The following is a 25852-nucleotide window of genomic DNA, read 5'->3' as shown; positions in this document are numbered from 1 at the left end:
CCGTCAGTTGTACTGGGCAACCCCTCAATGGTACGCGACGCGGCGCGCCACAGGGAAATCCGCCCGGTGCGCGAGTTCAGCGGCGGCGTTCGGCGCGCCAGTCCGCCTCCGCGTAGTCCGGGGCCCCGGCGGTGCGCAACTGCTGCCGGCCCCGCCCGACCGAGCGAAGCGTCGTGTTGAGGATCTCCTCGAAATCGGCGAGTTTGCCGTCGACGTACTCGTCGCATTCGGTGCGCAACCGGTCCGACTCCGCGTGGGCGCTGTCGATCACCCGCGCCGACTCGGCGTGCGCCGCCTGCACGACCTCGGTCTGGGACACCAGCCGTGCCTGCTCGGCTTCACCGTCCGCGACGGCCCGCTCGTAGGACGCCTTCCCGGACTCGATCATGCGGTCCGCCTCGGCCCGGGCCCGGCCGGTGAGGGCCTCGTACTGCCGCTTGGCCTCGGCGACGGTGTCGTCGGCTTCGGCGCGCGCGTCCTGGACCAGTTCGTCGGCGTGTGCCCGCGCCTCCTGCACCATCCGGTCGGCCTGGGCCTTCGCGTCGGCGAGCATGCGGTCGGCGTCCGCCCGGGCCCGCTCGAGCAGTTCCCGCGCCTCTTCGTCGGCGTCGCCGACGGTCTTGTCCGCCAGGGCCCGCGCGTCGCCGACCAGACGGTCACGGTGGTCGAGGACGTCCTGCGCGTCGTCCAGCTCGCGGGGCAGCGCGTCCCGTACGTCGTCGAGGAGTTCGAGAACGTCCCCTCGCGGGACCACGCAACTCACGGTCATCGGCACACCACGTGCTTCCTCGACGATCGCGACAAGTTCGTCGAGTGCCTCGAAAACCCGATACACGCCCAACCCCATTCCTCGTCCGGTCCGGCCGGTGCGGCCGCGGCCCGCTGCCAGTCTGCCGCAGGTGGCGCGGTGCGGCGCGACCCTCGGGGGCGTGTCGGCGAACCCGGTGCCCGTGTTGTCGAAACCGTTATCCGGCGGACGTGATCCGGACTACTTGCCCGCGGCCCGTTCGGCGATCCGCGCGAGCAGCCGCTTGTGCACCGTCGCGGGCAGCATGTCCGCGACGTCGCCGCCGTAGGTCGCGACCTCCTTGACGAGCGAGCTCGACAGGTAGCTGTACGCGGGATTGGTTGCGACGAACAGGGTGTCGACGCCGGTGAGCTTGTGGTTCATCTGCGCCATCTGCAGCTCGTAGTCGAAGTCGTTGGCGCCGCGCAGCCCCTTGACGATCGCGGTGATGCCGTTTGCCTTCGCGTAGTCGACGAGCAGACCCTGCCAGGCGTCGACGCGGACGTTGCCGAGATGCGAGGTGGCCTCGGCCAGCATCTCGAGGCGCTCGGGCACGGTGAACATGCCCTGTTTGTTCGGGTTGACCAACACGGTGACGACGACCTCGTCGAACTGCAGTGCGGTTCGGCTGATGACGTCGAGATGTCCGTTGGTGACAGGGTCGAAGGATCCAGGACAGACGGCGCTGCTCATGATTCAGAACCGTAGCAGGTGGCGACCTCGATCCGGGTCTCCCCGTACTTGCGGACGCGCCCCGCCTCGAGGGCTTCCGGCCACACCGTTTCCGGTGACCGCGAGGACCGTTCGAGCACGACCACCGAACCGTCCCCGACCCATCCGCCGTCGACGAGAGCGGTCAGCACCCGGGACACGGCGTCCTCGTCGATCGCGTACGGCGGATCCGCCAGCACGAGGTCGTAGACGCGGTCCGGGGTGCCGGCCAGCACGGTCGACACCGGTGCCGCGCGCAGCACGGCCCCGGGCAGCCCGACCTCGGCGATGTTCTGCCGGACCACGGCCGCGGCCTTGGCGTCGGACTCGACGAGCAGCACGTGCGCGGCGCCCCGCGACAGGGCCTCGAGACCGAGGGCACCGGATCCCGCGTAGAGGTCCAGTACCGCGGCCCCGTCCAGGTCCATCCGCGCATCGAGCGAACTGAACACTGCCTCGCGGACACGTTCGGAGGTGGGCCGGGTACCGCGGGGCGGCACCTTCAGGCGCCGCCCCCCGGCCCGGCCCGCGACGATCCGTGTCACTCGGCGCTTTCCTCGGTGGACACCACCACCAGCAGATCGCCACCCTCGACCTGCTGGACACCACCGATCGCGAGGCGGGTGATCTGCCCACCGCGCGGCGCGGTGATCGCCGCTTCCATCTTCATGGCCTCGATCGTGGCGACGGTGTCACCCGCGGCGACCTTGTCGCCCTCACCGACGACGAGGGTGACGGTGCCGGCGAACGGCGCGGCCACGTGTCCGGGGTTGCTCCGGTCGGCCTTCTCCGCCGCCGGGACCTCGCTGGCGATGGACCGGTCGCGCACGGAGACCGGACGCAGCTGTCCGTTGAGGATGCACATCACGGTCCGGAAGCCGCGTTCGTCGGCGTCCGAGATCGCCTCGAGGCCGATGAGCAGTTCGACGCCCTTGTCGAGCTTGACGCGGTGCTCCTCACCCTGGCGAAGGCCGTAGAAGAACTGGTTCGCCGACAGTTCGGAGGTGTCGCCGTAGGCGTCGCGGTGCTCTTCGAACTCGCGGGTCGGGGCCGGGAACAGCAGCCGGTTGAGGGTGCTGCGACGCTCGAGCGAGCTGCCGCCGAGCGCCTTCTCGTCCTCCGGCGCGAGCTGCGCTTCGGCCTTCGGTTCGCCGCGGCCGGCCAGGGCCTTGCTGCGGAACGGCTCGGGCCAGCCCCCGGCGGGGGTGCCGAGTTCGCCGCGCAGGAATCCGACGACCGAATCCGGGATGTCGAAGCGACCCGGATCGGCGGCGAAGTCGTCGACGGACACACCGGCACCGACGAGGTGCAGCGCGAGGTCGCCGACGACCTTCGACGACGGGGTGACCTTGATCAGCCGGCCCAGAAGGCGGTCGGCGCCGGCGTAGGCGGCCTCGACGTCCTCGAAGCGGTCGCCGAGGCCCAGCGCGATGGCCTGCTGACGCAGGTTCGACAGCTGACCACCCGGGATCTCGTGCGTGTACACGCGGCCGGTCGGGGCGGGCAGCCCGGACTCGAACGGCGCGTACACCTTCCGCAGCGCCTCCCAGTACGGCTCGAGATCGCACACGGCCTGCAGGTCCAGGCCGGTGTCGTACTCGCTGTTCGCCGCGGCCGCGACGATCGCGGACAGCGCGGGCTGGCTGGTGGTCCCGGCCAGTGCCGCCGACGCGCCGTCGACGGCGTCCGCGCCCGCCTGCCACGCCGCCAGGTAGGTGGCGAGCTGACCGCCCGGGGTGTCGTGGGTGTGCACGTGCACCGGCAGGTCGAAGTTGCTGCGCAGCGCCGAGACGAGGGTCGCGGCGGCGGGGGCGCGCAGCAGCCCGGCCATGTCCTTGATCGCCAGCACGTGCGCGCCGGCCTCGACGATCTGCTCGGCCAGCTTCAGGTAGTAGTCGAGCGTGTAGAGCGTCTCGTTCGGGTTCGACAGGTCGCCGGTGTAGGACAGCGCGACCTCGGCGATCGTGGTGCCGGTCTCGCGGACCGCGTCGATCGCCGGTCGCATCTGGTCGACGTTGTTGAGGGCGTCGAAGATCCGGAAGATGTCGATGCCGGTGCTCGCCGCCTCCTGCACGAACGCCCGGGTCACCGCCTCCGGGTACGGCGTGTAGCCGACGGTGTTGCGACCGCGCAGCAGCATCTGCAGGTTGATGTTCGGGATCGCCTCACGCAGCGCCGCGAGCCGCTCCCACGGGTCCTCGTGCAGGAAGCGCAGCGCCACGTCGTAGGTGGCACCGCCCCACGCCTCGATGGACAGCAGTTCCGGGGTCATCCGCGCGACGTGCCCGGCGACGGTGAGCAGGTCCTTGCTGCGCACCCGGGTGGCGAGCAGCGACTGGTGGGCGTCGCGGAAGGTGGTGTCGGTGACGCCGAGGGCCTTCTGCTCGCGCAGTGCACGCGCGAAGCCTTCGGGACCGAGTTCGAGCAGCCGCTGCCGCGACCCGGCCTGCGGCGCGGCCGTCAGGTCGATCGCGGGGAGCTTGTCGTGCGGGTAGACCGTGGTGGGGCGCTGGCCGTGCGGCTTGTTGACCGTCACGTCCGCGAGGTACCGCAGGATCTTGGTGCCGCGGTCCGCGGAGGAACGCAGCGTCAGCAGCTGCGGACGCTCCTCGATGAACGAGGTGGTCACGTTGCCGGCCCGGAAGTCCGGATCGTCGAGCACCGCCTGCAGGAACGGGATGTTCGTGGCGACGCCGCGGATGCGGAACTCGGCGACCGCGCGCCGGGCCCGCGCGACGGCGGCCTCGAGGTTGCGCCCGCGGCAGGTGAGCTTGACCAGCATCGAGTCGAAGTGCGCCGAGACCTCGGCACCGACGGAGGTGCCGCCGTCCAGGCGGATACCGGCGCCGCCGGGCGTGCGGTAGCCGGTGATGCGGCCGGTGTCGGGCCGGAAGCCGTTGGCCGGGTCCTCGGTGGTGATGCGGCACTGCAGCGCCGCTCCGCGGATCGTGACGGTGTCCTGCGACAGACCCAGATCAGACAGGGATTCACCGGATGCGATGCGCATCTGCGCCTGCACGAGGTCGACGTCGGTGATCTCCTCGGTCACCGTGTGCTCGACCTGGATGCGCGGGTTCATCTCGATGAACACGTGGCGGCCCTGCTTGTCGAGCAGGAACTCGACGGTGCCGGCGCACTCGTAGCCGATCTCCTTCGCGAACGCCACCGCGTCCGCGCAGATCTTCTGCCGCAGCTCCTCCGGCAGGTTCGGGGCCGGCGCCAGCTCGACGACCTTCTGGTGCCGGCGCTGCACCGAGCAGTCCCGCTCGAACAGGTGCATCACGTTGCCGTGCTTGTCGGCGAGGATCTGGACCTCGATGTGGCGCGGGTCGACGACGGCCTGCTCGAGGAACACCGTCGGATCACCGAACGCGGCGTCGGCCTCACGCGAGGCGGCTTCGATCGCTTCGCGCAGCTGGGCGCGTTCGGCGACGCGGCGCATGCCGCGTCCGCCACCACCGGCGACCGCCTTGACGAACACCGGGAACTCCATGTCCTCGGCGGCGGCGAGGAGCGCCTCGACGTCGGACGACGGCTCGGACGAGACAAGCACCGGCAGACCGGCCGCCTTGGCGGCGGCGATCGCGCGGGCCTTGTTGCCGGTCAGTTCCAGCACCTCGGCGGGCGGGCCGATGAAGGTGATGCCGGCTTCCGCGCAGGCTGCGGCGAGGTCCGGATTCTCGGACAGGAATCCGTAGCCCGGGTAGATCGCGTCCACGCCCGCGGACTTCGCGGCCGAGACGATCTCTTCGACCGACAGGTAGGCGCGGACGGGATGTCCCTCGACACCGATCTGGTACGACTCGTCCGCCTTCAGCCGATGCAGCGACTTGCGGTCTTCGTAGGGAAACACCGCGACGGTCCCGGCACCCAGTTCGTAGGCGGCACGGAAGGCGCGGATCGCGATCTCGCCACGGTTGGCGACAAGCACTTTCGAGAACATTGGACGAACGTACCCTGCCGCAACATGCCGATTTTCACCCCCGTCCCACATTCTGGGATGTGGAACGAATGTGGCAAGACTGAAACGATGCAGTTCCGCGTACCGGTAACCCGCAGGTAATACGGAAGGTGCTCTCGTTTTTACCTCACAGCCGGATCACGCCTGCTGTGCGCGGAACGTTACCTCGTCCGCAGGTGTTCCGCCGGGCGCGCGGCTCAGGATTTCTCGAGGTATTCGACCCGCGTGCTGTCCAGGGCCGCGGTGACCATCCGCGCGAGTCCGGGATGCTCGTCCAGGCCCGGATCCTCGTCGGTGACCGCACGCGCGAACGCCTGCGCGGCGGCGATGACTTCCACGTCGTCGACGAGCGAGAGCAGCCGCAGCGTCGACGCCGTGCCGGACTGCGCGACCCCGAGCACGTCGCCCTCGCGACGTTGCTGCAGGTCGAGTTGTGCCAGCGCGAACCCGTCGGTGGTGCCGGCCACCGCGTCGAGCCGCATCATCGCCTGCGACCCCGGGCGGCTGTCGGTGACGAGCAGGCACAGCCCCTGATGTCCGCCTCGCCCCACGCGACCGCGCAGCTGATGCAGCTGGCTGACCCCGAACCGGTCGGCGTCGACGATCACCATCACCGTCGCGTTGGGCACGTCCACACCGACCTCGACGACGGTCGTGCACACCAGCACGTCGATCTTCCCGGCGCCGAAGTCGCGCATCACCGCGTCCTTCTCGTCCGCGGGCAACCGGCCGTGCAGCAACCCGACGCGCAGGTGACTCAACGGGCCGGTGGACAGCTCCTCGTACTGCTGCAGCACCGACTTCGTGTCCGGCGGCTCGGCACCGGCCCGCGCCCCCTTGCCGCCGCTTTTTCCACCACGGCTCTTCGTACCGCGCGCAGGCTCCGCGTCCTCGAGAACGAAGAAATCGGCGTCGGCGTCCTCGTCCGCGTCCCCGTCCCCGATCCGGGAGCACACGACGTAGGCCTGCCGCCCCTCCGCGACCTCCTCGCCGATCCGCTCCCACGCGCGGTCGACCCAGCTCGGATGCACCTTCGCCGGCACGACCCGGCTCACGATCGGTGAGCGCCCGCGCGGCAGTTCCGTCAGGGTCGAGACCTCGAGGTCGCCGAGGACGGTCATCGCGATCGTCCGCGGAATCGGGGTCGCGGTCATCACCAGCACGTGCGGGCTCGCACCGTCACGGCCGCGGTTGCGCAGTGCGTCCCGCTGTTCGACCCCGAAGCGATGCTGTTCGTCGATGACGACGAGGCCCAGGTCGAAGAACTCCACGCCCTGCTGGATCAGGGCGTGGGTGCCGATGACGATGCCGGCGTCGCCGTTGACGGTGTCGAGCAGCGCCTGGCGTTTGCGGGCCGCGGACATCGAGCCGGTCACCAGCGTCACCTTGGTCGCGAGTTCGTGGGCGCCGAGCTCACCGGCGGCGGCCAGGTCCCCGAGCATCGAGGTCAGCGACCGGGCGTGCTGCGCGGCGAGCACCTCCGTCGGCGCGAGCAGTGCGCACTGGTGTCCGGAGTCGACGACCTGCAGCATCGCCCGCAACGCCACGATGGTCTTGCCGGAACCGACCTCGCCCTGCAGCAGCCGATTCATCGGGTGCGCCACCGACAGGTCGGCGGCGATCTCGCCGGCGACGGCGAGCTGACCGGTGGTCAGTTCGAAGGGCAGGCGCCGGTCGAATTCGGCGGCGATGCCGTCGTCGCGGGGCGCGCAGACCGGCGCGGTGCGCACGGCCACGTCGTGCCGGCGGCGCGCGAGCACCAGTTGCAGAGCGGTGGCCTCGTCGAAACGCAACCGGGCCCGTGCGGCGGTCACCTGCTCCTTCGTGTCGGGCAGATGAATGGTGCGCAGCGCCTCGTCCAGGCCGACCAGGCCGTGCTCGCGGCGCACCCAGTCCGGCAGCGGGTCGTCGACGACCTCGAGTTGGTCGAGGATCTGCCGCACGCAGCGCATCACCGTCCACGACTCGACGTCCCGGGTCGCCGGGTACATCGGGATCAGCGCCCGGTCGAAGATCGACATGTCGATGCCGTCGCTGCCCTGCGCGCTGCGGGCCATCCCGGCCAGCGCGCCCGCCCCGCGGACCCGGGTCGGCGCGGGTGTCGCTCCCCCGACCTCCGCGTCGCGCGGCTCGGGAAGGATGACGTAGCTCGGATGGGCGAGGCTCCACTTGTCCCGGAAGTACTTCACGGTGCCGGAGAACATGCCGCGCACGCCGGGCTTGATGTTGTATTTGACCTTGTGCGGGTTGAAGAACGTCACGTCGATCTTCTGCCGGTCCGAAACCAGCACCACCGCGAGCCGCGTCCCGGGCCGGCTCTTCATCCGCACCTCGTCGGCCTTCTCGACCCGCGCGATGATCGTGACGTGCTGGCCTTCCTCCGGCTGCGCGTCGCCGAGTTCGGCGCCCTGGGTCGCGTAGCGGTGCGGGTAGTGGCGCAGCAAATCCTCGACGGTGGACATGCCGAACGCGTCGAACAGGGCGTCGGCGGTCTTGCGTCCGAGAAGATGATCGAGTCGGTCCGCGAGTGTCGCCACTGCCGTCCTTTCGCCGTGTCCGCTTCTGCCCGGTTCGGCGTCTACTCGACGCCGAGTTGCAGCAGGTCGCTGCCCTGTCCCCCGTGATACACCACGACCTCCACCTCGGGATGGTGCGCGTCGAGGTGGGCGGTCAGCTGTTCGGCGAGGCCCTCGGGAGCACCGGACCCGACCAGCATCGTCACGAGTTCTCCACCCGCGGCGAGGACCTTGTCGAGGAGCGACGCGCCCGCTGCCACCAAATCATGCTCGATGACTACGACATCGTGGCCGGACAAACCGAGGCTGTCGCCGGGTTCGCACGTTCCCACCCAGGTCAGGGCGCGTTCCTGCGCGATGCGCAGCGAGCCCCAGCGGGTCGTCGCGGCGGCCTCGGTCATCGTGAACGCGTCGTCGACCGAGTCCCGTCCGGCGTCGTGCACGGCGAGGGACGCGAGCCCCTGCACCATCGACCAGCTCGGCAGGAACATCACCGACCGATGGTCGTCGCGGGTCGCCGCCCCGACGGCGATGAGGTTCTGCTCGCTGAGCGCACCGTTGGGCAGCACCAGCACCTCGGGTGCGTCGACCGCGCGGATGGCGTCGAGCAACCCGGGGATGGTCATCGGGCGGTCGGCCCGGACGACGACGGCCCCTTCGGCCTCGAACAGCTCGGCGGCGCCGTCGCCCTCCACGACCGCGAGCACGGCCCGGCCCGGCGAGGCCGGGGGCTCCCCGTGCCCATCGCAGTTGTCCCGGCTGCAGTTGTCCCGGCGCACCGCGTCGAGCGCGAAACAGGTGATCTCGATGCGGTGGACGGTTCCCGCCGCCAGACCCGCCTCGACCGCCGCACCGGCGTCGCAGCAGTGCACGTGCACGGTCCAGGTGCCGGCGCCGTCGCCGACCACCGCGACGGAGTCGCCGAGTGCGTCGAGCCGCGTCCGCAGCGTCGCCATCCGCTCGTCGTCGGTGTCGCCCACGAAGTACATGACCTCGTAGTCCTGCGCGGTGTCGTCGTCCGCGGCCGGGTCGTCGTGCCGGGAGGCGTCCGGGCGCGCGGCGGACCGCACCGGCGGAACGGGCCGGGTGGTGAGGGTGAGGCGGCGGTCGGGTCGCTCGCCGGTCACGACCTCGACGAACACGTCGAGCAGGATGAGCAGGCCGAGGCCACCGGCGTCGACGACGCCGTTCTCCGCGAGGACGTCGAGCTGTGTGACGGTGTGCTGCAGTGCGGCCGCGGCGGCGTCGGCGGCGGCGAGCGCCACGTCCGCGGGTGTCGCGTCGGCACCGATCCGGGACGCGCCGGTCGCGGCGGCGTGCAGAACGCTCACGATGGTCCCGTCGGCGGGGGTGCTCAGCGCCCGCATCACCGCGGCGGCCGCGCGGTCCAGCGCGTGGGCGATCCCGGGCGCATCGAGCTGCGCCTGGGTCGCGGTGGCGTCGGCCATTCCGCGCAGGATCTGCGCGAGGATCACCCCGGAGTTGCCGCGGGCTCCGGTGAACGCGCCGCGCGCGAGGGCGTCGAGGACCCCGGCTGCCGTCTGCTGCGTACCGGAGGCGCGAAGACCCTCCACCGCGGATCGCACGGTGATCAGCAGGTTCGTGCCGGTGTCACCGTCCGGGACGGGGAAGACGTTGAGGACGTTGATCTCGTCGTGACGCTCCTCGATGGCCTTGAGCCCGAGCTCCGCCCAGCGGCGCAGCGTCTGTGCGTCCACCACGTCCCCCGCTTCGAACAACTGTGGACACCTCTTCCGCAACCCGCCGATTTCCGATGCCGAAAGGGTAACCGTGCGGCCGGAAGGCGGCCGGTTTGGTCATCGGCTGCCGCATTCGCTACGCTTGCAGGGTTGCCTCGCACGGGCGACGACAGTTTCCCGTGTTCGCAGGACAAGAATGACAATATCCACTACATAACAAGGAGTTCGCGACATGGCTGCCGTCTGCGACGTATGCGCCAAGGGCCCCGGCTTCGGGAAGTCGGTCTCGCACTCGCACCGGCGTACCAATCGTCGCTGGAACCCGAACATCCAGAGCGTGCGTGCCCAGGTTGCCCCGGGCAACACCCGCAAGATCAACGTGTGCACCTCCTGCCTGAAGGCGGGCAAGGTCGTTCGCGGCTGATCGAGCCGAGACCACGAATACCCCCGGCGTCCGTCGCCGGGGGTATTTGCCGTTTTGTGAGGTTCGGCCCGGCGGCTAGTGTGCCGAAGGTGACCGAAACTTCTGTGACCGATACCTCCGCCTCGCACGTGAGCGTGACCGACGGAGTGCTGCGCATCGCCGTGGCGACCGCCGAGAACGGCACCTCGCTGTCCCCCGCCGGAGTCGATCAGGGCACCGCCGCCCTGCGTGCCGCCGGACCCGAGGTCGGCGCCGTCCTGCTGGTGGGTGAAGGCGCCAACTTCTGCGCGGGTGGGAACGTGCGGGGATTCGCCGCCGCCGAGGACCGCAGCGCGCACGTCGCCGACATCGCCGGCCGATTCCACGAGTTCGTGCTGGCCCTCGACGCCGTGGGTGTGCCCGTCGTCGCGGCGGTGCACGGCTGGGCCGCCGGTGCCGGGATGAGCATCGTGCTGCACGCCGACATCGCGCTCGGCGGCCCGTCGACGAAGCTGCGCCCGGCGTACCCGTCGATCGGATACACGCCGGACGGCGGGATGTCCTGGACGCTGCCGCGGGTGGTCGGGGTCGCCCGGGCCCGCGAGATGATCCTGACGGACGCGGTGGTCGCCGCGGACGAGGCGGTGCGCCTCGGCCTGCTGAGCCGGCTCGTCGCCGACGACGAGATCCAGAGCGAGGCGCTGCGCGTCGCCCGGACCCTCGCCAACGGCCCGACCGCGGCCTACGCCGGCATCCGCCGCCTGGTGGCGGACTCCCAGCACCGGACGCTCGCCGAACAGCTCGACGCCGAACTCGCGTCGATCTCGGCGGCGGCGGTGTCGCCGACGGGTCTCGAGGGTGCGGACGCGTTCGTCGAGAAGCGCCGCCCCGATTTCGCCTCGCTGAAACAGAACCGCTGAAACAGAACCGATCCGGCGCGGGCCGGTGGTCAGGCCAGGCGCCAGTCCACCGGCTCGCCGCCCTGCTGTTCGAGGAGAGCATTCGCGCGGCTGAACGGTCGCGAGCCGAAGAATCCGCGGGATGCGGACAGCGGCGACGGGTGCGCGGACTCGACGGTGGGCACGTTCCCGAGCATCGGCTTCAAGGTCGCCGCGTCACGGCCCCACAGGATCGCCACCAGCGGCGTGCCGCGCGCGACGAGCGCCCGGATCGCCTGCTCGGTGACGACCTCCCATCCCTTGCCGCGATGCGAGGCGGGCTGCCCCGGCTGCACGGTGAGCACCCTGTTGAGCAGCAGCACACCCTGCTCCGCCCAGGGCGTCAGGTCGCCGTTCGCCGGCACCGGCAGGCCCAGGTCCTCGGTGTATTCGCGGTAGATGTTGGCAAGGCTGCGCGGCACGGGCCGCACGTCGGGTGCGACGGAAAAGCTCAGGCCCACCGCATGACCCGGCGTCGGGTAGGGGTCCTGTCCGACGATGAGCACCCGCACCCGGTCGAACGGCTGGGTGAAGGCGCGCAGCACGTTGCTGCCGGCCGGGAGGTAGCCGCGGCCGGCCGCGTTCTCTCGGCGCAGGAACTGCCCCATCGCCGCGATGTCGTCGGCGACGGGTGCCAGGGCCTGCGCCCAGCCTGCCTCGACGACCTCGGCGAGCGGTCGCGGCCCGGTGGGAGTGTCCGGATCGGCGAGTTGGTCCGTCACGAATTTCCCCTAGTCGATGCGGCGCAACGCGGTGCGGTAGTAGTCGGCGTTCGCCGCGTACATCTTCGCGTTCTCCTCGAAGCTGCCCTCGGGGAGCTCGAAGCCCTCCCGGACCTTGGCGGGCACGCCCATGGCCATGCGTCGTTCCGGCAGTTCGAACCGCGGCGGGACGAGCGCGCCGGCGGCGACCTGCGATCCGGCACCGAGCGTCGCGCCGTTGAGCACGAGCGACCCGGAGCCGACGAGGCAACCGTCGCCGATGGTGGCGCTCTCGATGTGGGCGTTGTGCCCGACCACGCAGCGGGCGCCGATGATCGTCGACTGGATCGCCGTGGTGTGGATGATCGTTCCGTCCTGGATGTTGGTGTACTCACCGACCGTGATGGAGCCGTAGTCGCCGCGCAGCACCGCCGTCGGCCACACCGAGGCGTGTGCACCGAGGGTGACATTGCCGATCACCACGGCATCGGGGTGCACCCACGCATCGGGGTGGATATCGGGGACACGATCGCCGAGCGCATAGACAGCCATACGCAGAAACCTATCTCGAGAAACTCTGCCAGCCGCCGGGACCCGCGTGGTCGCGGCCGTCGACGGTGACGCCCGTCCCCGCACGCACCGAGCCGATGCGGTGCCAGCCCTCGGGAAGCGCCACCTCCGGCGGGAAGCACGCGGCCAGCGCATGGTCCTCTCCCCCGGTCAGCACCCACTCCCACGGATCGGCGTTCAAGTCCGCCGCGGCAGCGCGCAGATCGCCGCCCGGTTCGAGCAGGGCCGACTCGACGTCGATGGCCACGGTCGACGCGGCCGCGATGTGCCCGAGATCGGCGAGCAGACCGTCCGAGATGTCGGTCCCGGCGCGCGCACCCGCCCGCGCCGCCGCCGGCCCCGCTGCGTACGGCGGGGCCGGAACGCGGTGGGCCTCCCCCAGCTCGGGATGACCGTCGTGCCCGGCGAGCAGCAGCGCCAACCCCGCGGCGGACCGGCCCAGGGTGCCGGCCAGCGCGACGACGTCACCGGGCCGGGCCGCGGTGCGCAGCAGCGGCGCCCGGCCTTCGAGGTCGCCGAGCACCGTCACCGAGACGATCACCTGATCGGCCTGCACGAGGTCGCCGCCGACGACCCCCGCGCCCATCTCCTCGGCGGCTTCCCCCAGACCGGCGGAGATCCCCTCGAGCACGGCCACGGGGGTACCGGGCGGGCACCCGAGTGCGACGACGAACGCGGTCGGGCGGGCGCCGAGCGCCGCGACGTCCGCGCCGTTCTGCGCCGCAGCTTTGCGTCCGACCTGCTGTGGACTCGACCAGTCCAGCCGGAAGTGCCTGCCCTCGACGAGCATGTCCGTGGAAACGGCGACCCGGCCGTCGGACGCGGCGACGAGTGCTGCATCGTGTCCCGGCCCGACCAGGGTCGTCGCGGGCTGGCGACGGCCGGCGGTCGCGCGATCGATGACGGGGAATTCGCCGAGTTCGGCGACGGTGGGGCCGGTGGGGTCGGGCACGGTGGCAGAAGTCTCCTTCCGGCTCCGGCCGGTGCGGTCCGGTGCCGTGACAGGCACTGATAGGTTCGGGTCACGCTACCGCTCCCGAAGATGGACCTGATGATCGAATCCGATTCTTCTCCCGAACCCGAATCCGACGCCGCCGGTGCCGACGCGCAGGTGGCCGAGGAGGAACGCCGCCATCCCGCGGTGATCGCGACGGCCATCGCACTGCCGGTCGCGTTGCTCGCCGGAGTCGTCGTCGCCGCGGTGATCATCGACCGCAATCCGGTGCTCGGCCCGCTCGCACTCGGACCGGTTCCCGCGCCGCAGGCCGAATCCGCCGAGTGCGCAGACCTGCTCGCGGCACTGCCCGAGAAGCTCGGGGACTACACGCGCGCCGAACTGGTCGATCCCGCTCCGCCCGGCACCGCGGCCTGGCAGACCGCCGATGCGGAACCGGTGGTGCTGCGGTGCGGTCTGGATCGTCCCGCCGAATTCGATGCGGCGGCGGCGCTGCAGGTCGTCGACGGCGTGCAGTGGTTCGAGGTGTCGGGCGAAGCCGAGGGCATCGCCGCGAGTACGTGGTTCGCGGTGGACCGGCCGGTCTACGTCGCGTTGACGGTGCCGAACGGGTCCGGACCGTCCCCCTTGCAGGAGGTGTCGGCCGCGCTCACCGAGTCGCTGCCGCAGCAGCAGATCGATCCCGCGCCGGTGGGTGGAAACTGATCCACCGACCGGCGCGGGTGGACGATCACGGGAGCATGGACCCGGTTTCCACGAACCGCTGGTGGAACGACAGTGCCTCGCCGAGGAGGTGCGGGGTGTGCCCGCCGGCTTCGGCCTCGGCACGCGCGACATATTCGTGCAGCGCGTCCCGGTAGTCGGGGTGGGCGCAGTTGTCGATGACGACGCGTGAGCGGCGACGCGGAGACAGCCCGCGCAGATCGGCGAGGCCCTGCTCGGTGACGATCACCTGGGTGTCGTGCTCGGTGTGGTCGACGTGCGGCACCATCGGCACGATCGCCGAGATGCTGCCGCCCTTCGCGGTCGACGGGCTCAGGAACATCGACAGATAGCCGTTGCGAGCGAAGTCGCCGGAACCACCGATGCCGTTCATCATCTTGGTTCCCATGACATGGGTGGAGTTGACGTTGCCGTAGATGTCGGCCTCAAGCATGCCGTTCATGGCGATGATGCCGAGTCGGCGGACGATCTCCGGGTGGTTGCTGATCTCCTGCGGCCGCAGCACGATGTGCTCCCGGTAGAAGTCGATGTTGGCCACCAGCTCGTCGACACCCTCCGCAGTCAACGCGAGCGACGTCGCGGACGCGTATTTCACGGTGCCGTGCTTGATCAGGTGCAGCATCCCGTCCTGGATGACCTCGGAATAGCAGGTCAATCCCTTGTGCGGTCCGGCGTCGAGGCCCTGCAGCACCGCGTTGGCGACGTTGCCGACACCGGACTGGAGCGGCAACAGCGAATCGGCGGGCAGGCGTCCCTTGGAGACCTCGAACTCGAAGAAGTCCAGTACGTGCCCGGCGATCGTCTTGCTGACGGCGTCCGGCGGAGTCAGCGGCATCGCGCTGTCGCGCAGGTTGGTCTCGACGACGGCGACGACCTTGGCCGGATCGACGCGCAGGGTGGGCTGGCCGATGCGGTCCTCGACGCCGGTCAACATGATCGGCTTGCGGTTCGGGGGCAGCGCGGTGCCGTAGTAGACGTCGTGGATCCCGTTCATCGCGTCCGGCACCCAGGAGTTGACCTCGAGGACGACCTTCTCGGCGACGTCGAGCCAGGTCTTGTTGTTGCCGATCGACGTCGACGGGATCAGTTCACCGCTCTCGGTGATGCCGGAGACCTCGATGACCGCGACGTCGATGTGCCCGTAGTACCCCTCCCAGACCTGCTGGGCCACGTGGGACAGGTGGATGTCGAGGTAGTCCATGCCACCGGAGTTGATGGAGCGGCGTGCCGTCGCCTCGGACTGGTAGGGCATGCGCAGCGAGATGCCGTCGACCTCCGCGAGCATGCGTTCGGTCTCGGCGGCGACGGAGGCGCCGGTGAGAAGGTTGATCGTGAAGTCCGTACCGCCGGCGCGGGCGTGCCGGATCCGCTCCGCGAGCGCGGGTGTGACGGCCTTGGGAGTGCCGGCACTGCCGAACCCGCTGATCGCGACCGTGTCGCCGGGGTGGATGTACCGCACCGCCTCCTCGGCAGAAACGATCTTGTTCCGAAACGCGGAGTGGTGAATTCGGTTCGACTCCGACGTGACATCGGAAAGAAGGTGGTGCCCGTTCATGCGCCCAGATTAGCCGCCGCAGGGAAAGGCCCGTCACATTCTTCCGGCCCGAGGGACCCACACCACTCGCCTGCCCCCGAGCCCGGCCAAGGACACGCGATGGGCGTAACCTACTGCTGCGCAACAGCTTCTACAATTGCGGCACTGCGTGCCATCGGGGCGACCGGCTGGTCTGTTATCAGAAGCGCGATCGTAGGATCGTTGCGCGCTCGTCGCATGGTTGTGACCGTTCACCGCGCCGGGCCGTGCGTTCGACGCGGCACCGCCCCACCGGCACCGGGAGCCACCGTCCGGCGTTCCCGTGTCACCCCGTTCCGGCACGATGGTCCGCATGAGTATCGCGACGACGAATCTGCGTGACGAGGCCGAACGACTCCTGCGCGAACTGGCCGGCCCGCACGCGCGCCTGCGCGAGGACCAGTGGACGGCGATCGAGGCGTTGGTGGTGCAACGGCGCCGCGCGCTCGTGGTGCAGCGCACCGGGTGGGGAAAGTCCGCGGTGTACTTCATTTCCGCCAAACTGCTGCGCGCCCACGGGCACGGTCCGACGGTGATCGTCTCGCCGCTGCTGGCGCTCATGCGCAACCAGGTCGAGTCCGCCGAACGCGCCGGGGTGCGGGCGGCGACGATCAACTCCGGCAACGTCACCGAGTGGGACGAGATCCACGAGCGCATCGCGTCCGGTGAGATCGACGTCCTGCTGGTCAGCCCGGAACGGTTGAACAATCCCGACTTTCGCGATCAGGTGTTGCCCGCCCTGGCCCGCGATGCCGGTCTCGTCGTCGTCGACGAGGCGCACTGCGTGTCCGACTGGGGGCACGACTTCCGCCCGGACTACCGACGGATCCGCACGCTCGTCGCCGAACTCGGCGAGGGCATCCCCGTGCTGGCCACGACCGCGACCGCGAACGACCGCGTCGTGGCCGACGTGGCCGCCCAACTCGGCGTCGGCGAGGGCACCGCGGAAACGCTGGTGCTGCGCGGCGGCCTGGACCGCCCGTCGCTGCACCTGTCGGTCGTCCGGATCGACGAGCCCGCACGCCGCGCGGCGTGGCTGGCCGAGCATCTGGGTGAGCTGCCCGGCTCCGGCATCGTCTACGCGCTGACCGTGTCGGCGGCGCAGGATCTGGCGGCGTTGCTCGCCGAGCGGGGTTACGCCGTCGCCGCGTACACCGGGCAGACCGACACCGCCGAACGCGAGCAACTCGAGGCGGATCTGCTGAACAACCGCGTCAAGGCGCTGGTGGCGACGTCGGCGCTGGGCATGGGCTTCGACAAACCGGACCTGGGGTTCGTGGTGCATCTCGGGGCACCGTCCTCCCCCATCTCCTACTACCAGCAGGTCGGCCGCGCGGGCCGCTCCACCGACCGTGCCGAGGTCGTTCTCCTGCCGGGTCGCGAGGATCAGCAGATCTGGAAGTGGTTCGCGTCGGTCGCGTTCCCCGACGAGGCGCTGGTGCGCCGGGTCGTGGAGGTGCTCGACACCGACCGTCCGCAGTCGACGCCGGCGATCGAGCCGCTGGTGGATCTGAACCGGTCGCGGCTCGAGATGGTGCTCAAGGTGCTCGACGTCGACGGTGCGGTGCGCCGCGTCAAGGGCGGCTGGGTCGCGACCGGGCAGCCGTGGCACTACGACGCGCCGCGCTACGCCCGGCTCGAGGAGGCGCGGGCCGCCGAGCAGGCCGCGATGCTCGAATACGAACGCACCACCGAGTGCCGGATGCTGTTCCTGCGCCGGCAGCTCGACGACCCGGAGCTCACGACCTCCGCCGAGGGCTGCGGCCGGTGCGACAACTGCTGCGGCCCGCGCTGGAGCACCGACGTGGACGAAGCCGGTGTGGCGCAGACGGTGGCGCGCCTGGACCGGCCGGGTGTCGATCTCGCGCCGCGCAAGCAGTGGCCGACGGGCATGGCGAAGCTGGGGGTGTCGCTGTCCGGGCGGATCACCGACGGACCCGAACCCGGGCGGGTGCTGGGCCGGTTGTCCGACCTGGGGTGGGGTCCACGACTGCGCGCACTGCTGGACGGTCCGGACGCCCCCGCCCCGGACGAGCTCATGCGGGCCGCGATCTCGGTGCTCGCCGCGTGGGACTGGGCACAGCGCCCGGTCGCGGTGATGGCCGTGGAGTCGGAGGCGCATCCGCTGCTCGTCGGCTCGCTGGCCGCGGGTCTGGCCCGGATCGGCCGCCTGCGGGATCTGGGCACGTTGCGGTCCCGTCCGGGGCGGCCGCCGGTGACGGCGGCGAACTCCGCCTATCGCATCGCCGCGCTCGTCGATGCGTGGATCCCGCCGGACCTCACGGATGTCGACGGTCCGGTGCTGCTGGTCGACGCCGTCACCGACACGGGGTGGACGCTGACGATGGCGGCGCGGACGCTGCGCGCGGCGGGCGCCGAAGCGGTGCTCCCGTTCGCGCTGGCGAGCCCGAAGTAATCGGCGGGGCCGCACCGATCGCTACACGATGTGGCCCATCTCACTCGAGTGCTCTTACCTGCGTGTAACCGGGGGTTCCGAAGATCGATTTCCGCGACGCGCGTGATTTCGGCACACGTGGTTGTTACGTTGCCATTACTTATGACGCCCGTTACGGAGAGAAGTACCCCGACCCTCGCACCGGCCGAACCGAGCTTGCGAACGCCGGCCGAATTGCAGTTCAGGACACCTCGCATCGCAGACGGAATTCGGATCTGGGAAATCGCTCGCGATTCCCGGGTGCTCGATGTCAATTCCTCGTATGCCTATGTGCTGTGGTGCCGTGACTACGCCGCGACCTCGATCGTCGCGACCGACGAGTTCGACCGGCCGGTCGGGTTCGTCACAGGCTACCGCCGCCCGGAGGCGCCCGGCACGTTGTTCGTGTGGCAGGTCGCCGTCGACGAAGATCAGCGGGGACGCGGCGTGGCGGCCCGGATGCTGCACACACTCCTGGACCGGCTCCGCCACTGCGGTGTGACCCGCCTGGAGACCACCATCAGTCCGGACAACTCGGCCTCCATTGCGTTGTTCACGGCCGTCGCCCAGCAGCGCGGCACCTATATCACGCGCACCGATCTGTTCGCAGCGGACGATTTCCCCGATTCCCACCTGCCCGAAGATCTCTACACAATCGGCGACTGAAATTTTCGGTCCCGATCACAATTCAAAACAGGAGGAGCACGCAGAAATGACCATCCTGGAACAGCGTGAAATTTCTCGGACCGACATTTTCGAGAATCTCGAATCCGAGGTACGCAGCTACAGTCGCTCCTGGCCCACGGTTTTCGAAACCGCATCGGGCTCGTGGCTGCGGGACGAGAACGGCAAGGACTACCTCGACTTCTTCGCCGGCGCCGGCGCCCTGAACTACGGGCACAACAACCCGGTGCTCAAGACCGCGCTCGTGGACTACATCATGAACGACGGCATCACCCACAGCCTGGACATGCACACCGTGGCCAAGCGGGAACTGCTCGAATCGTTCGAACGCACGATCCTCGATCCGCGCGGACTTGATTACAAGGTGCAGTTCCCCGGCCCGACCGGAACCAACACCGTCGAGGCAGCGCTGAAACTGGCCCGCAAGGTGACCGGCCGCGAGTCGATCGTCAACTTCACCAACGCTTTTCACGGTATGACGCTGGGCTCGCTGTCGGTGACCGGAAATTCGATGAAGCGCGCGGGCGCCGGTGTGCCGCTCGTGCACGCGACCCCGATGCCGTTCGACGGCTACTTCGACGGCGCCACCGAGGACTTCCACTGGTTCTCGCGCGTCCTCGACGATTCGGGCAGCGGCCTGAACCGGCCGGCCGCGGTGATCGTGGAAACCGTGCAGGGCGAGGGCGGCGTGAACGTCGCGCGCCCCGAGTGGCTGCGCGCGCTGGCCGATCTGTGCACCGAGCGCGGCATCCTGCTCATCGTCGACGACGTGCAGATGGGCTGCGGCCGCACCGGACCGTTCTTCTCCTTCGAGGCCGCGGGCATCACGCCGGACATCGTGACCCTGTCGAAGTCGATCGGCGGTTACGGACTTCCCTTGGCGCTGACCCTGTTCAAGCGCGAACTGGACGTGTGGGGCCCGGGCGAGCACAACGGCACGTTCCGCGGCAACAACCCCGCGTTCGTGACCGCGCGGGCCGCCCTCGACCACTACTGGTCCGACGATCGCCTCGAACGCGACACCCTGCGGAAGGGGGAACGGATCCGCCAGACGTTCATGAACCTGGCGACGATGTTCGACGGCGTATCGACCCGCGGTCGCGGTCTCGTCCAGGGTCTGGTGTTCGACGATCCGAGCGACGCGCAGAAGGTGTGCGCGTTCGCGTTCGAGGAGGGTCTGCTCGCGGAGACCGCGGGACCGTCCGACGAGGTCGTCAAGCTGCTGCCGCCGCTGACCGTCACCGACGACGAGCTCGAGTACGGGCTCAACATCATCGCCGAGGCCACCGCGAAGGTCTGCGCCTGATCCACAGCCGCAACCCTGAAGCGAAAGTCTTTACAGCAGAGGATTTTTCATGATCGTACGCACCACCGACGAAATCACCGGCACCGATCGCGACGTCGAGGCCGAGAACGGGAACTGGCGCAGCAAGCGCATCGTGCTCGGCGGCGACCGCGTCGGATTCTCCTTCCACGAGACCACCATCCAGGCCGGGACCGTCAACGAGTTCCACTACGCGAACCACGTCGAGGCGGTGTGGCTCGTCGAGGGCACCGGCACCCTCACCGACCTCGAGACCGGCACCGTGTACCCGCTGGCGCCGGGCACGATGTACCTGCTGAACGGCCACGAGCGGCATCGCGTCGAACCGGACACCCGGATGCGGATGCTGTGCGTGTTCAATCCGCCGGTGACCGGACGTGAAGTCCACGACGAGAACGGGGTCTACCCGCTCGTCGAGGTCGTCTGAGCACAGCACGAGGGATGACCCGGGGCGGGCGCGCGAATAGAGTCGGAACCATGACCTTCACGCGTCCGCCCCGCATCGCTGTCGGTCCCGCCCCGGACGTGTCGTTCGAGGAGGCGATCGTGCGCGGCGGCGGCGTGCCGTGCCGGCTCGACGAGCAACCCGACGCGCTGGTGTGGACCGGTGGACCCGCCGAGTTCCCGGCGTCGCTACCCCAGTCGGTGCGCTGGGTGCAGTTGCCCGCCGCAGGGGTCGAGCAGTGGCTCGAGGGCGGCACCGTGAAGGCGCATCCGCAGCCGACCTGGACCTCCGCGGCCGGAGCCTTCGCCGCCACGGTCGCCGAGCACGCCCTGGCGCTGCTCCTCGCCGGAGTGCGGGCACTGCCCGCCCACCTGGCCGCGTCGTCGTGGACGCCGACGGAGTTCTACCCGCTTCTCGGCACACTGCGCGGCGCGACCGTCGGCATCGTCGGCGCCGGCGGTATCGGCCGGGCGCTGATCCCGATGCTGGCCGGCATCGGCGCACATTCGCTCGCGGTGACCCGCAGCGGCCGTCCGGTCCCCGGCGCCACCGAGACTCTCCCGGTCGAACGGATCGACGAACTCTGGCCCGCTGCAGACCATTTCGTGATCGCCGCCCCCGCGACCGCGAAGACCGTGCGGCTGGTCGGTGCCCGTCAGTTCGCGGCGATGAAGCCGACGGCGTGGGTCGTCAACGTCGCCCGCGGATCGCTCGTCGACACCGACGCGCTCGTCGACGCCCTCTCCACCGGAACGATCGCCGGTGCCGGTCTCGACGTCACCGATCCCGAACCCCTCCCCGACGGCCATCCCCTGTGGTCGCTGCCGAACGCGATCATCACCCCGCACGATTCGAACCCGCCCGCGCTACGGGTGCCCGCCTTCGTCGAACACGTCGTCGAGAACGTCACCCGCTTCGCCTCCGGCGCCGAACTCATCGCAGTCATCGACACCAGCGCGGGCTACTGATCCGGCTCTTCGAGACCGGACGCCTCGTCCCGGTCCGCCCACTCGAACAGCGGATCGAGCGCGAACACCGCGTCGTCGATCCCGGCGTGCAGATCGCCCAGTTCCGCGAACCGGTCCGGCACCGTCCGCATCGTGAGGTCCCGGGGGTCGACGTCGTCGATCTCGTCCCACCGCACCGGCGTCGACACGGTCGCTTCCGGGACCCCGCGCACCGAGTACGCCGCGGCAATCGTGTGGTCGCGCGCGTTCTGGTTGTAGTCGACGAACAGCTTCGTCGGATCCCGGTCCTTGCGCCACCAGGTGGTGGTGACGTCCTTCGGAGCCCGCCGCTCGATCTCCCGCGCGAACGCGAGTGCGGCCCGGCGCACATCACCGAACTCCCACCGCGGTTCGATCCGCACGTACACGTGCAGACCCTGACCACCCGACGTCTTCGGCCACCCGGTCGCGCCCAGTTCGTCGAGCACCTCGTGCACGACACCCGCGACGCGCCGCACGGTATCGAAATCGCACTGCGGCATCGGATCCAGATCGATGCGCCACTCGTCGGGACGTTCGACGTCCGCGCGCCGCGAGTTCCACGGGTGGAACTCGACCGTCGACATCTGCACGGCCCACACCACGTCCGCGAGATCGGTGACGCACAGTTCGTCGGCGTAGCGGTCGTAGCGCGGGAAGTGGACCTGCACGGTCTGCACCCAGTCCGGGGCGCCGCGCGGCAGGCGCTTCTGGTGCACCTTGTCCCCGTCGAGCCCGTCCGGGAAGCGGTGCAGCATGCACGGCCGTTCCCGCAGCGCCCGCACGATGCCGTCGCCGACCGCCATGTAGTACTGCGCCAGGTCCAGTTTCGTCGCGCCCGTCTTCGGGAAGTACACCCGGTCCGGATGCGTCAGGCGCACGGTCCGGTCGCCGACGACCAGCTCGACGGCGTCGGACGACTTGCCTGTCGGTGCCATCGGTCCATTGTGTTCACTGCCGGCGCCGCGCGGGACGGAACGCGCGGATCGGGCGCGCTACCGTGGACGACGTGATCGACGAACTGCACTCGCTGCTGGCCGGGCGTCGGGTCGCGGTTCTGACCGGCGCCGGACTCAGCACCGATTCCGGCATCCCGGACTACCGGAGCCCGACCTCTCCCCCGCGCAACCCGATGACCTTCCAGCAGTTCGTCGGCGATCCGGTGTTCCGCCGCCGCTACTGGGCGCGAAATCACATCGGCTGGCGTCACATGGACGCCGCCCGCCCCAACGACGGGCATCGCGCACTCGCCGCACTGGAGCGTCGCGGCACGGTGCTCGGGGTGATCACCCAGAACGTGGACCTGCTGCACACCAAGGCCGGCAGCCGCCGCGTGGTGGACCTGCACGGCACCTACGCGCAGGTGCGCTGCCTCGCCTGCGACCATCGCATCTCGCGGTTCACGCTCTCCGAACTGCTGACCGCCGCCAATCCCGGATTCCTCGAGCACGTCCACGCGACAACGGGTTCGGAGGTGGCGCCGGATGCGGATGCGGTGGTCGAGAACACCGACGACTTCCGGATCGTCGACTGTGTGCGGTGCGGCGGGATGCTCAAACCCGACATCGTGTACTTCGGGGAGTTCGTCCCCCGCGACCGCGTCGAGCGGGCGTACGCGTTCGTCGACGAGGCCGACGCGCTGCTCGTGGCGGGCAGTTCGCTGACGGTGCAGTCCGGGCTGCGGTTCGTGCGGAGGGCCGCCGCGGACGGTAAGCCGGTCGCGATCGTCAATCGCGGCCGCACCCGCGGCGATCGCTTCGCGGATGTGCGGGTCGAGGCGGGCTGCTCGGAAACCCTCGCCGCCCTGGCCGCGGCTCCGCTGCAGGCGGCTTCCTGACCTAGAGGCGGGCGAGGTCGTCGGCGTGCACGACGGGCCGCTGCAGATCCGGCGGCAGGTTCTGCGTCGAGAAGCCGATCATGAAGTCCAGTTCGCTCGCGTCGTAGGCGACGACGCCGCGCGCCACCGTCCGCCCGTCCGGCCCGACCAGCCCGACGACGTCCCCGGCGTGGAACGTTCCGCTGATGCCGGTGACGCCGGCGGCCAGCAGCGAACGCCGCCGCTCGACGACAGCGCGGACCGCCCCGGCGTCGAGGTGCAGCTCACCGTGGACGTCGGCGGCGTGCCGCACCCAGAACCTGCGGGCGGACATGCGGTCCGGGCGGGCCGCGAAGGCGGTGCCGACGTCCGCGGTCTTGAGCGCCCGATCGGCCTGCGAGGCGGCGGTGAGCAGCACCGGCACCCCCGAGTCGGCGGCCAGGCGCGCCGCGGACAGTTTCGACGCCATCCCGCCGGTGCCGAGTGCGCCGCCGGATCCGGCGACGACCCCGTCGAGGTCCTCGGGGCTGGTGACCTCGGGGATCAGCGTGGCGCTGCCCTTGCGGGGATCACCGTCGTAGAGACCGTCCACATCCGACAGCAGGATCAGCGCGTCGGCCCCGACGAGGTGCGAGACGAGCGCGGCGAGCCGGTCGTTGTCGCCGAACCGCAGTTCCGTGGTCGCGACCGTGTCGTTCTCGTTGACGACCGGAACGGCGTGCAGCGCCCGCAGCCGGTCCAGGGTGCGCTGTGCGTTGCGGTGCTGGGTCCGGCGGCCGATGTCGTCCGCGGTGAGCAGCACCTGACCGACGGTGCGGCCGTAGCGGGCGAAGGACGTGCCCCACGCGTGGGCGAGCGCGAGCTGGCCGACGCTGGCGGCGGCCTGCTTGGTGGCCAGGTCGCGAGGCCGGCTGGTCAGCCCGAGTGGCGCGAGACCGGCGCCGACCGCCCCGGAGGACACGACCGTGACATCCGATCCCGCCTGCATGCGGGCCTCGATCGCGTCGACGAGCCGGTCCAGGCGGTCACGGTCGAGGCCGCCGACCACGCTGGTGATGGCCGACGAGCCGATCTTCACGACTACGCGGCGTGCGGAAGCGATGACCTCGCGGGTGTCGCTCACGGTGGTTCTGGCCTGCCTTTCGGGTGGGCGCCGATCTAGAATTCGTCGTCGTCGGTGGCGAGACCGCGACGGACCTTCTTCGCGTGACGGCGCTCGGATGCGCTGACGCGGTCGACCTGGTCGAGCCGCGCGTCGGTGCCGCGTCCGGTGGGCACGATGTCGACACCGGCCTGGGTCTGCGGCTCCCATTCGAAGCTGACGTCGCCGATGGTGACGTAGCAGCCCGGTTCGGCGCCCTGCTTGACGAGTTCTTCCTCGACGCCGAGCCGCGCGAGCCGGTCGGCGAGGTAGCCGACGGCCTCGTCGTTGTCGAACGCGGTCTGCCGCACCCAACGTTCCGGCCGGGTTCCGCGGACGATGAAACCGCCGGGGGTCTCCGGGTCGGCGATGACGCTGAAGCCGGATTCGTCGCGGGCCACCGGCCGGATGACCGGACGCTTCGGTGCCGCCGGCGGATGCGCGGCCCGGTACTCCTCGACCATCCGGGCCAGCGCGAACGTCAGCGGCCGCAGACCTTCACGGCTGACCGCCGAGATGGTGAACACCGGCCAGCCGCGGGCCTCGAGTTCCGGGGTGACGAACTCGGCGAGTTCGGCGGCGTCGGGCACGTCGGCCTTGTTGAGAATGACGATCCGCGGCCGGTCGGCGAGGTCGCCGAGGCTGCTGTCCCCCGACAGCGCCGGCTGGTAGGCGGCGAGTTCGGCTTCGAGTGCGTCGATGTCGGAGATCGGGTCGCGGCCCGGCTCGAGGGTCGCGCAGTCGACGACGTGGGCGAGCACCGCGCAGCGTTCGATGTGCCGCAGGAAGTCCAGGCCCAGGCCGCGGCCTTCGCTCGCGCCCGGGATCAGGCCCGGCACGTCGGCGACGGTGAAGGTCGTGTCGCCCGACTGCACGACACCGAGATTCGGGACCAGCGTGGTGAACGGGTAGTCGGCGATCTTCGGCTTCGCCGCGGACAGCACCGACACCAGCGACGACTTGCCCGCGGACGGGAAACCGAGCAGGCCCACGTCGGCGACGGACTTGAGTTCGAGGACGAGGTCGCGTTCCTCGCCTTCCTCGCCGAGCAGCGCGAAGCCGGGTGCCTTGCGGGCCTTGGAGGCGAGCGCGGCGTTGCCGAGACCACCGCGGCCGCCCTTCGCCGCGACGAACCGGTTGCCGACGCCGATGAGGTCGGCGAGCACCTTTCCGTCGGAGTCGAGGACGACGGTGCCGTCGGGCACCTTGAGCACCAGGTCGGCGCCGTTCGCGCCGTCGCGGTTGCTGCCCGCGCCCTGCGCGCCGTTGGTGGCCTTGGCGTGCTGGTGGAAGTGGAAGTCGAGCAGCGTGTGCACGTTGCCGTCCACTTCGAGGATCACGTCGCCGCCGTTGCCCCCGTTACCGCCGTCGGGGCCGCCGAGCGGCTTGAACTTCTCGCGATGGACGGAGGCGCAACCGTTGCCGCCCTTGCCGGCGCTGACGTGCAGCACCACCCGGTCGATGAAGCGGGACATGGGTGGACC

The 25852-nt window shown here is 70.3% G+C and carries 22 protein-coding genes; 9 read left to right on the top strand and 13 right to left on the bottom strand.

The features are described 5' to 3' along the window. Nucleotides 1-76 precede the first annotated feature (76 nt). The 6 genes from ACWDUD_RS12375 to ACWDUD_RS12350 form a co-directional block, all read right to left on the bottom strand. Nucleotides 77-835 (bottom strand): DivIVA domain-containing protein, encoded by a 759-nt coding sequence (locus tag ACWDUD_RS12375; RefSeq protein ID WP_450109508.1) that lies wholly within the window; start codon nucleotides 833-835, stop codon nucleotides 77-79. A gap of 153 nt (nucleotides 836-988) precedes the next feature. Next, nucleotides 989-1480: a pantetheine-phosphate adenylyltransferase gene (gene coaD, locus ACWDUD_RS12370; protein WP_197256156.1), complete on the bottom strand. Its 492-nt coding sequence runs from the start codon at nucleotides 1478-1480 to the stop codon at nucleotides 989-991. After that, a complete protein-coding gene (rsmD, locus tag ACWDUD_RS12365; RefSeq protein WP_450109507.1) occupies nucleotides 1477-2043 on the bottom strand; it encodes a 16S rRNA (guanine(966)-N(2))-methyltransferase RsmD in 567 nt (188 codons plus the stop codon). The genes coaD and rsmD overlap by 4 nt, the downstream gene beginning before the upstream one ends. Beyond that, complete coding sequence (locus tag ACWDUD_RS12360; RefSeq protein ID WP_248673536.1) at nucleotides 2040-5441, bottom strand: pyruvate carboxylase; 3402 nt, start codon at nucleotides 5439-5441, stop codon at nucleotides 2040-2042. The genes rsmD and ACWDUD_RS12360 overlap by 4 nt, the downstream gene beginning before the upstream one ends. A gap of 215 nt (nucleotides 5442-5656) precedes the next feature. Next, nucleotides 5657-7996 carry an ATP-dependent DNA helicase RecG gene (recG, locus tag ACWDUD_RS12355; RefSeq protein ID WP_197256162.1) on the bottom strand — a complete coding sequence of 780 codons (2340 nt, stop codon included), beginning with the start codon at nucleotides 7994-7996 and terminating at the stop codon, nucleotides 5657-5659. Nucleotides 7997-8037: 41 nt separating this feature from the next. After that, nucleotides 8038-9714, bottom strand: a complete 1677-nt coding sequence (locus ACWDUD_RS12350; protein WP_450109506.1) for a DAK2 domain-containing protein — start codon at nucleotides 9712-9714, stop codon at nucleotides 8038-8040. A 193-nt stretch (nucleotides 9715-9907) separates the two neighbouring features. Between ACWDUD_RS12350 and rpmB the strand changes: the two genes are divergently transcribed. Both rpmB and ACWDUD_RS12340 read left to right on the top strand, forming a co-directional pair. Continuing rightward, nucleotides 9908-10099: a 50S ribosomal protein L28 gene (rpmB, locus tag ACWDUD_RS12345; RefSeq protein ID WP_197256166.1), complete on the top strand. Its 192-nt coding sequence runs from the start codon at nucleotides 9908-9910 to the stop codon at nucleotides 10097-10099. An 89-nt stretch (nucleotides 10100-10188) separates the two neighbouring features. Beyond that, nucleotides 10189-10998 (top strand): enoyl-CoA hydratase-related protein, encoded by an 810-nt coding sequence (locus tag ACWDUD_RS12340; RefSeq protein WP_450109505.1) that lies wholly within the window; start codon nucleotides 10189-10191, stop codon nucleotides 10996-10998. Between the two features lie 29 nt (nucleotides 10999-11027). Here the strand turns inward: ACWDUD_RS12340 and ACWDUD_RS12335 are convergent, their stop codons facing one another. The 3 genes from ACWDUD_RS12335 to ACWDUD_RS12325 are packed head-to-tail and all read right to left on the bottom strand — an operon-like array spanning nucleotide 11028 to nucleotide 13239. Then, nucleotides 11028-11738, bottom strand: coding sequence for a uracil-DNA glycosylase (locus ACWDUD_RS12335; RefSeq protein ID WP_450109504.1), 711 nt, complete (start codon nucleotides 11736-11738; stop codon nucleotides 11028-11030). A gap of 9 nt (nucleotides 11739-11747) precedes the next feature. Further along, complete coding sequence (locus ACWDUD_RS12330; RefSeq protein WP_197256170.1) at nucleotides 11748-12269, bottom strand: gamma carbonic anhydrase family protein; 522 nt, start codon at nucleotides 12267-12269, stop codon at nucleotides 11748-11750. 10 nt (nucleotides 12270-12279) lie between these two features. Next, nucleotides 12280-13239, bottom strand: coding sequence for a thiamine-phosphate kinase (locus tag ACWDUD_RS12325; RefSeq protein WP_450109503.1), 960 nt, complete (start codon nucleotides 13237-13239; stop codon nucleotides 12280-12282). A gap of 99 nt (nucleotides 13240-13338) precedes the next feature. Here ACWDUD_RS12325 and ACWDUD_RS12320 point away from each other — a divergent pair, with 99 nt between their 5' ends. Beyond that, a complete protein-coding gene (locus ACWDUD_RS12320; protein ID WP_450109502.1) occupies nucleotides 13339-13947 on the top strand; it encodes a DUF3515 domain-containing protein in 609 nt (202 codons plus the stop codon). Nucleotides 13948-13972: 25 nt separating this feature from the next. Here the strand turns inward: ACWDUD_RS12320 and ACWDUD_RS12315 are convergent, their stop codons facing one another. Then, nucleotides 13973-15520 (bottom strand): acetyl-CoA hydrolase/transferase family protein, encoded by a 1548-nt coding sequence (locus ACWDUD_RS12315; RefSeq protein ID WP_450109501.1) that lies wholly within the window; start codon nucleotides 15518-15520, stop codon nucleotides 13973-13975. 331 nt (nucleotides 15521-15851) lie between these two features. Between ACWDUD_RS12315 and ACWDUD_RS12310 the strand changes: the two genes are divergently transcribed. The 5 genes from ACWDUD_RS12310 to ACWDUD_RS12290 all read left to right on the top strand — a co-directional run bounded on the left by ACWDUD_RS12310 (nucleotide 15852) and on the right by ACWDUD_RS12290 (nucleotide 21393). Further along, nucleotides 15852-17954, top strand: coding sequence for a RecQ family ATP-dependent DNA helicase (locus tag ACWDUD_RS12310; RefSeq protein ID WP_450109500.1), 2103 nt, complete (start codon nucleotides 15852-15854; stop codon nucleotides 17952-17954). A gap of 141 nt (nucleotides 17955-18095) precedes the next feature. Continuing rightward, on the top strand, nucleotides 18096-18638 hold the full coding sequence (gene ectA / locus ACWDUD_RS12305; protein ID WP_450109517.1) for a diaminobutyrate acetyltransferase: 543 nt from the start codon (nucleotides 18096-18098) through the stop codon (nucleotides 18636-18638). A gap of 46 nt (nucleotides 18639-18684) precedes the next feature. Further along, the gene (ectB, locus tag ACWDUD_RS12300) at nucleotides 18685-19962 is read left to right on the top strand and encodes a diaminobutyrate--2-oxoglutarate transaminase (RefSeq protein ID WP_197256178.1); all 1278 of its coding nucleotides are present in this window, start codon (nucleotides 18685-18687) and stop codon (nucleotides 19960-19962) included. A gap of 49 nt (nucleotides 19963-20011) precedes the next feature. After that, nucleotides 20012-20407, top strand: a complete 396-nt coding sequence (locus ACWDUD_RS12295) for an ectoine synthase (RefSeq protein WP_197256180.1) — start codon at nucleotides 20012-20014, stop codon at nucleotides 20405-20407. A 50-nt stretch (nucleotides 20408-20457) separates the two neighbouring features. Next, entirely contained in the window at nucleotides 20458-21393 is a 936-nt protein-coding gene (locus ACWDUD_RS12290) for a D-isomer specific 2-hydroxyacid dehydrogenase family protein (protein WP_450109499.1), read from the top strand. On the opposite strand, the gene ligD is transcribed toward ACWDUD_RS12290, so the two are convergent. After that, a complete protein-coding gene (gene ligD, locus ACWDUD_RS12285) occupies nucleotides 21387-22349 on the bottom strand; it encodes a non-homologous end-joining DNA ligase (protein WP_450109498.1) in 963 nt (320 codons plus the stop codon). The genes ACWDUD_RS12290 and ligD overlap by 7 nt on opposite strands. A 71-nt stretch (nucleotides 22350-22420) precedes the next feature. On the opposite strand from ligD, the gene ACWDUD_RS12280 reads away from it, so the two are divergent. Further along, nucleotides 22421-23248: an NAD-dependent protein deacetylase gene (locus ACWDUD_RS12280; protein WP_450109497.1), complete on the top strand. Its 828-nt coding sequence runs from the start codon at nucleotides 22421-22423 to the stop codon at nucleotides 23246-23248. Between the two features lies 1 nt (nucleotide 23249). Here ACWDUD_RS12280 and proB read toward each other — a convergent pair whose 3' ends face one another. Together proB and obgE are read right to left on the bottom strand one after the other, a co-directional pair. After that, nucleotides 23250-24350, bottom strand: a complete 1101-nt coding sequence (gene proB, locus ACWDUD_RS12275) for a glutamate 5-kinase (RefSeq protein ID WP_450109496.1) — start codon at nucleotides 24348-24350, stop codon at nucleotides 23250-23252. A gap of 35 nt (nucleotides 24351-24385) precedes the next feature. Further along, nucleotides 24386-25843: a GTPase ObgE gene (gene obgE, locus ACWDUD_RS12270; RefSeq protein WP_248673544.1), complete on the bottom strand. Its 1458-nt coding sequence runs from the start codon at nucleotides 25841-25843 to the stop codon at nucleotides 24386-24388. Nucleotides 25844-25852 lie beyond the last annotated feature (9 nt).

The organism is Rhodococcus sp. NPDC003382, from assembly GCF_053589135.1.
The sequence above is the reverse complement of the archived record's forward strand: the minus strand, read 5'-3'. Positions and strand labels throughout refer to the sequence as shown.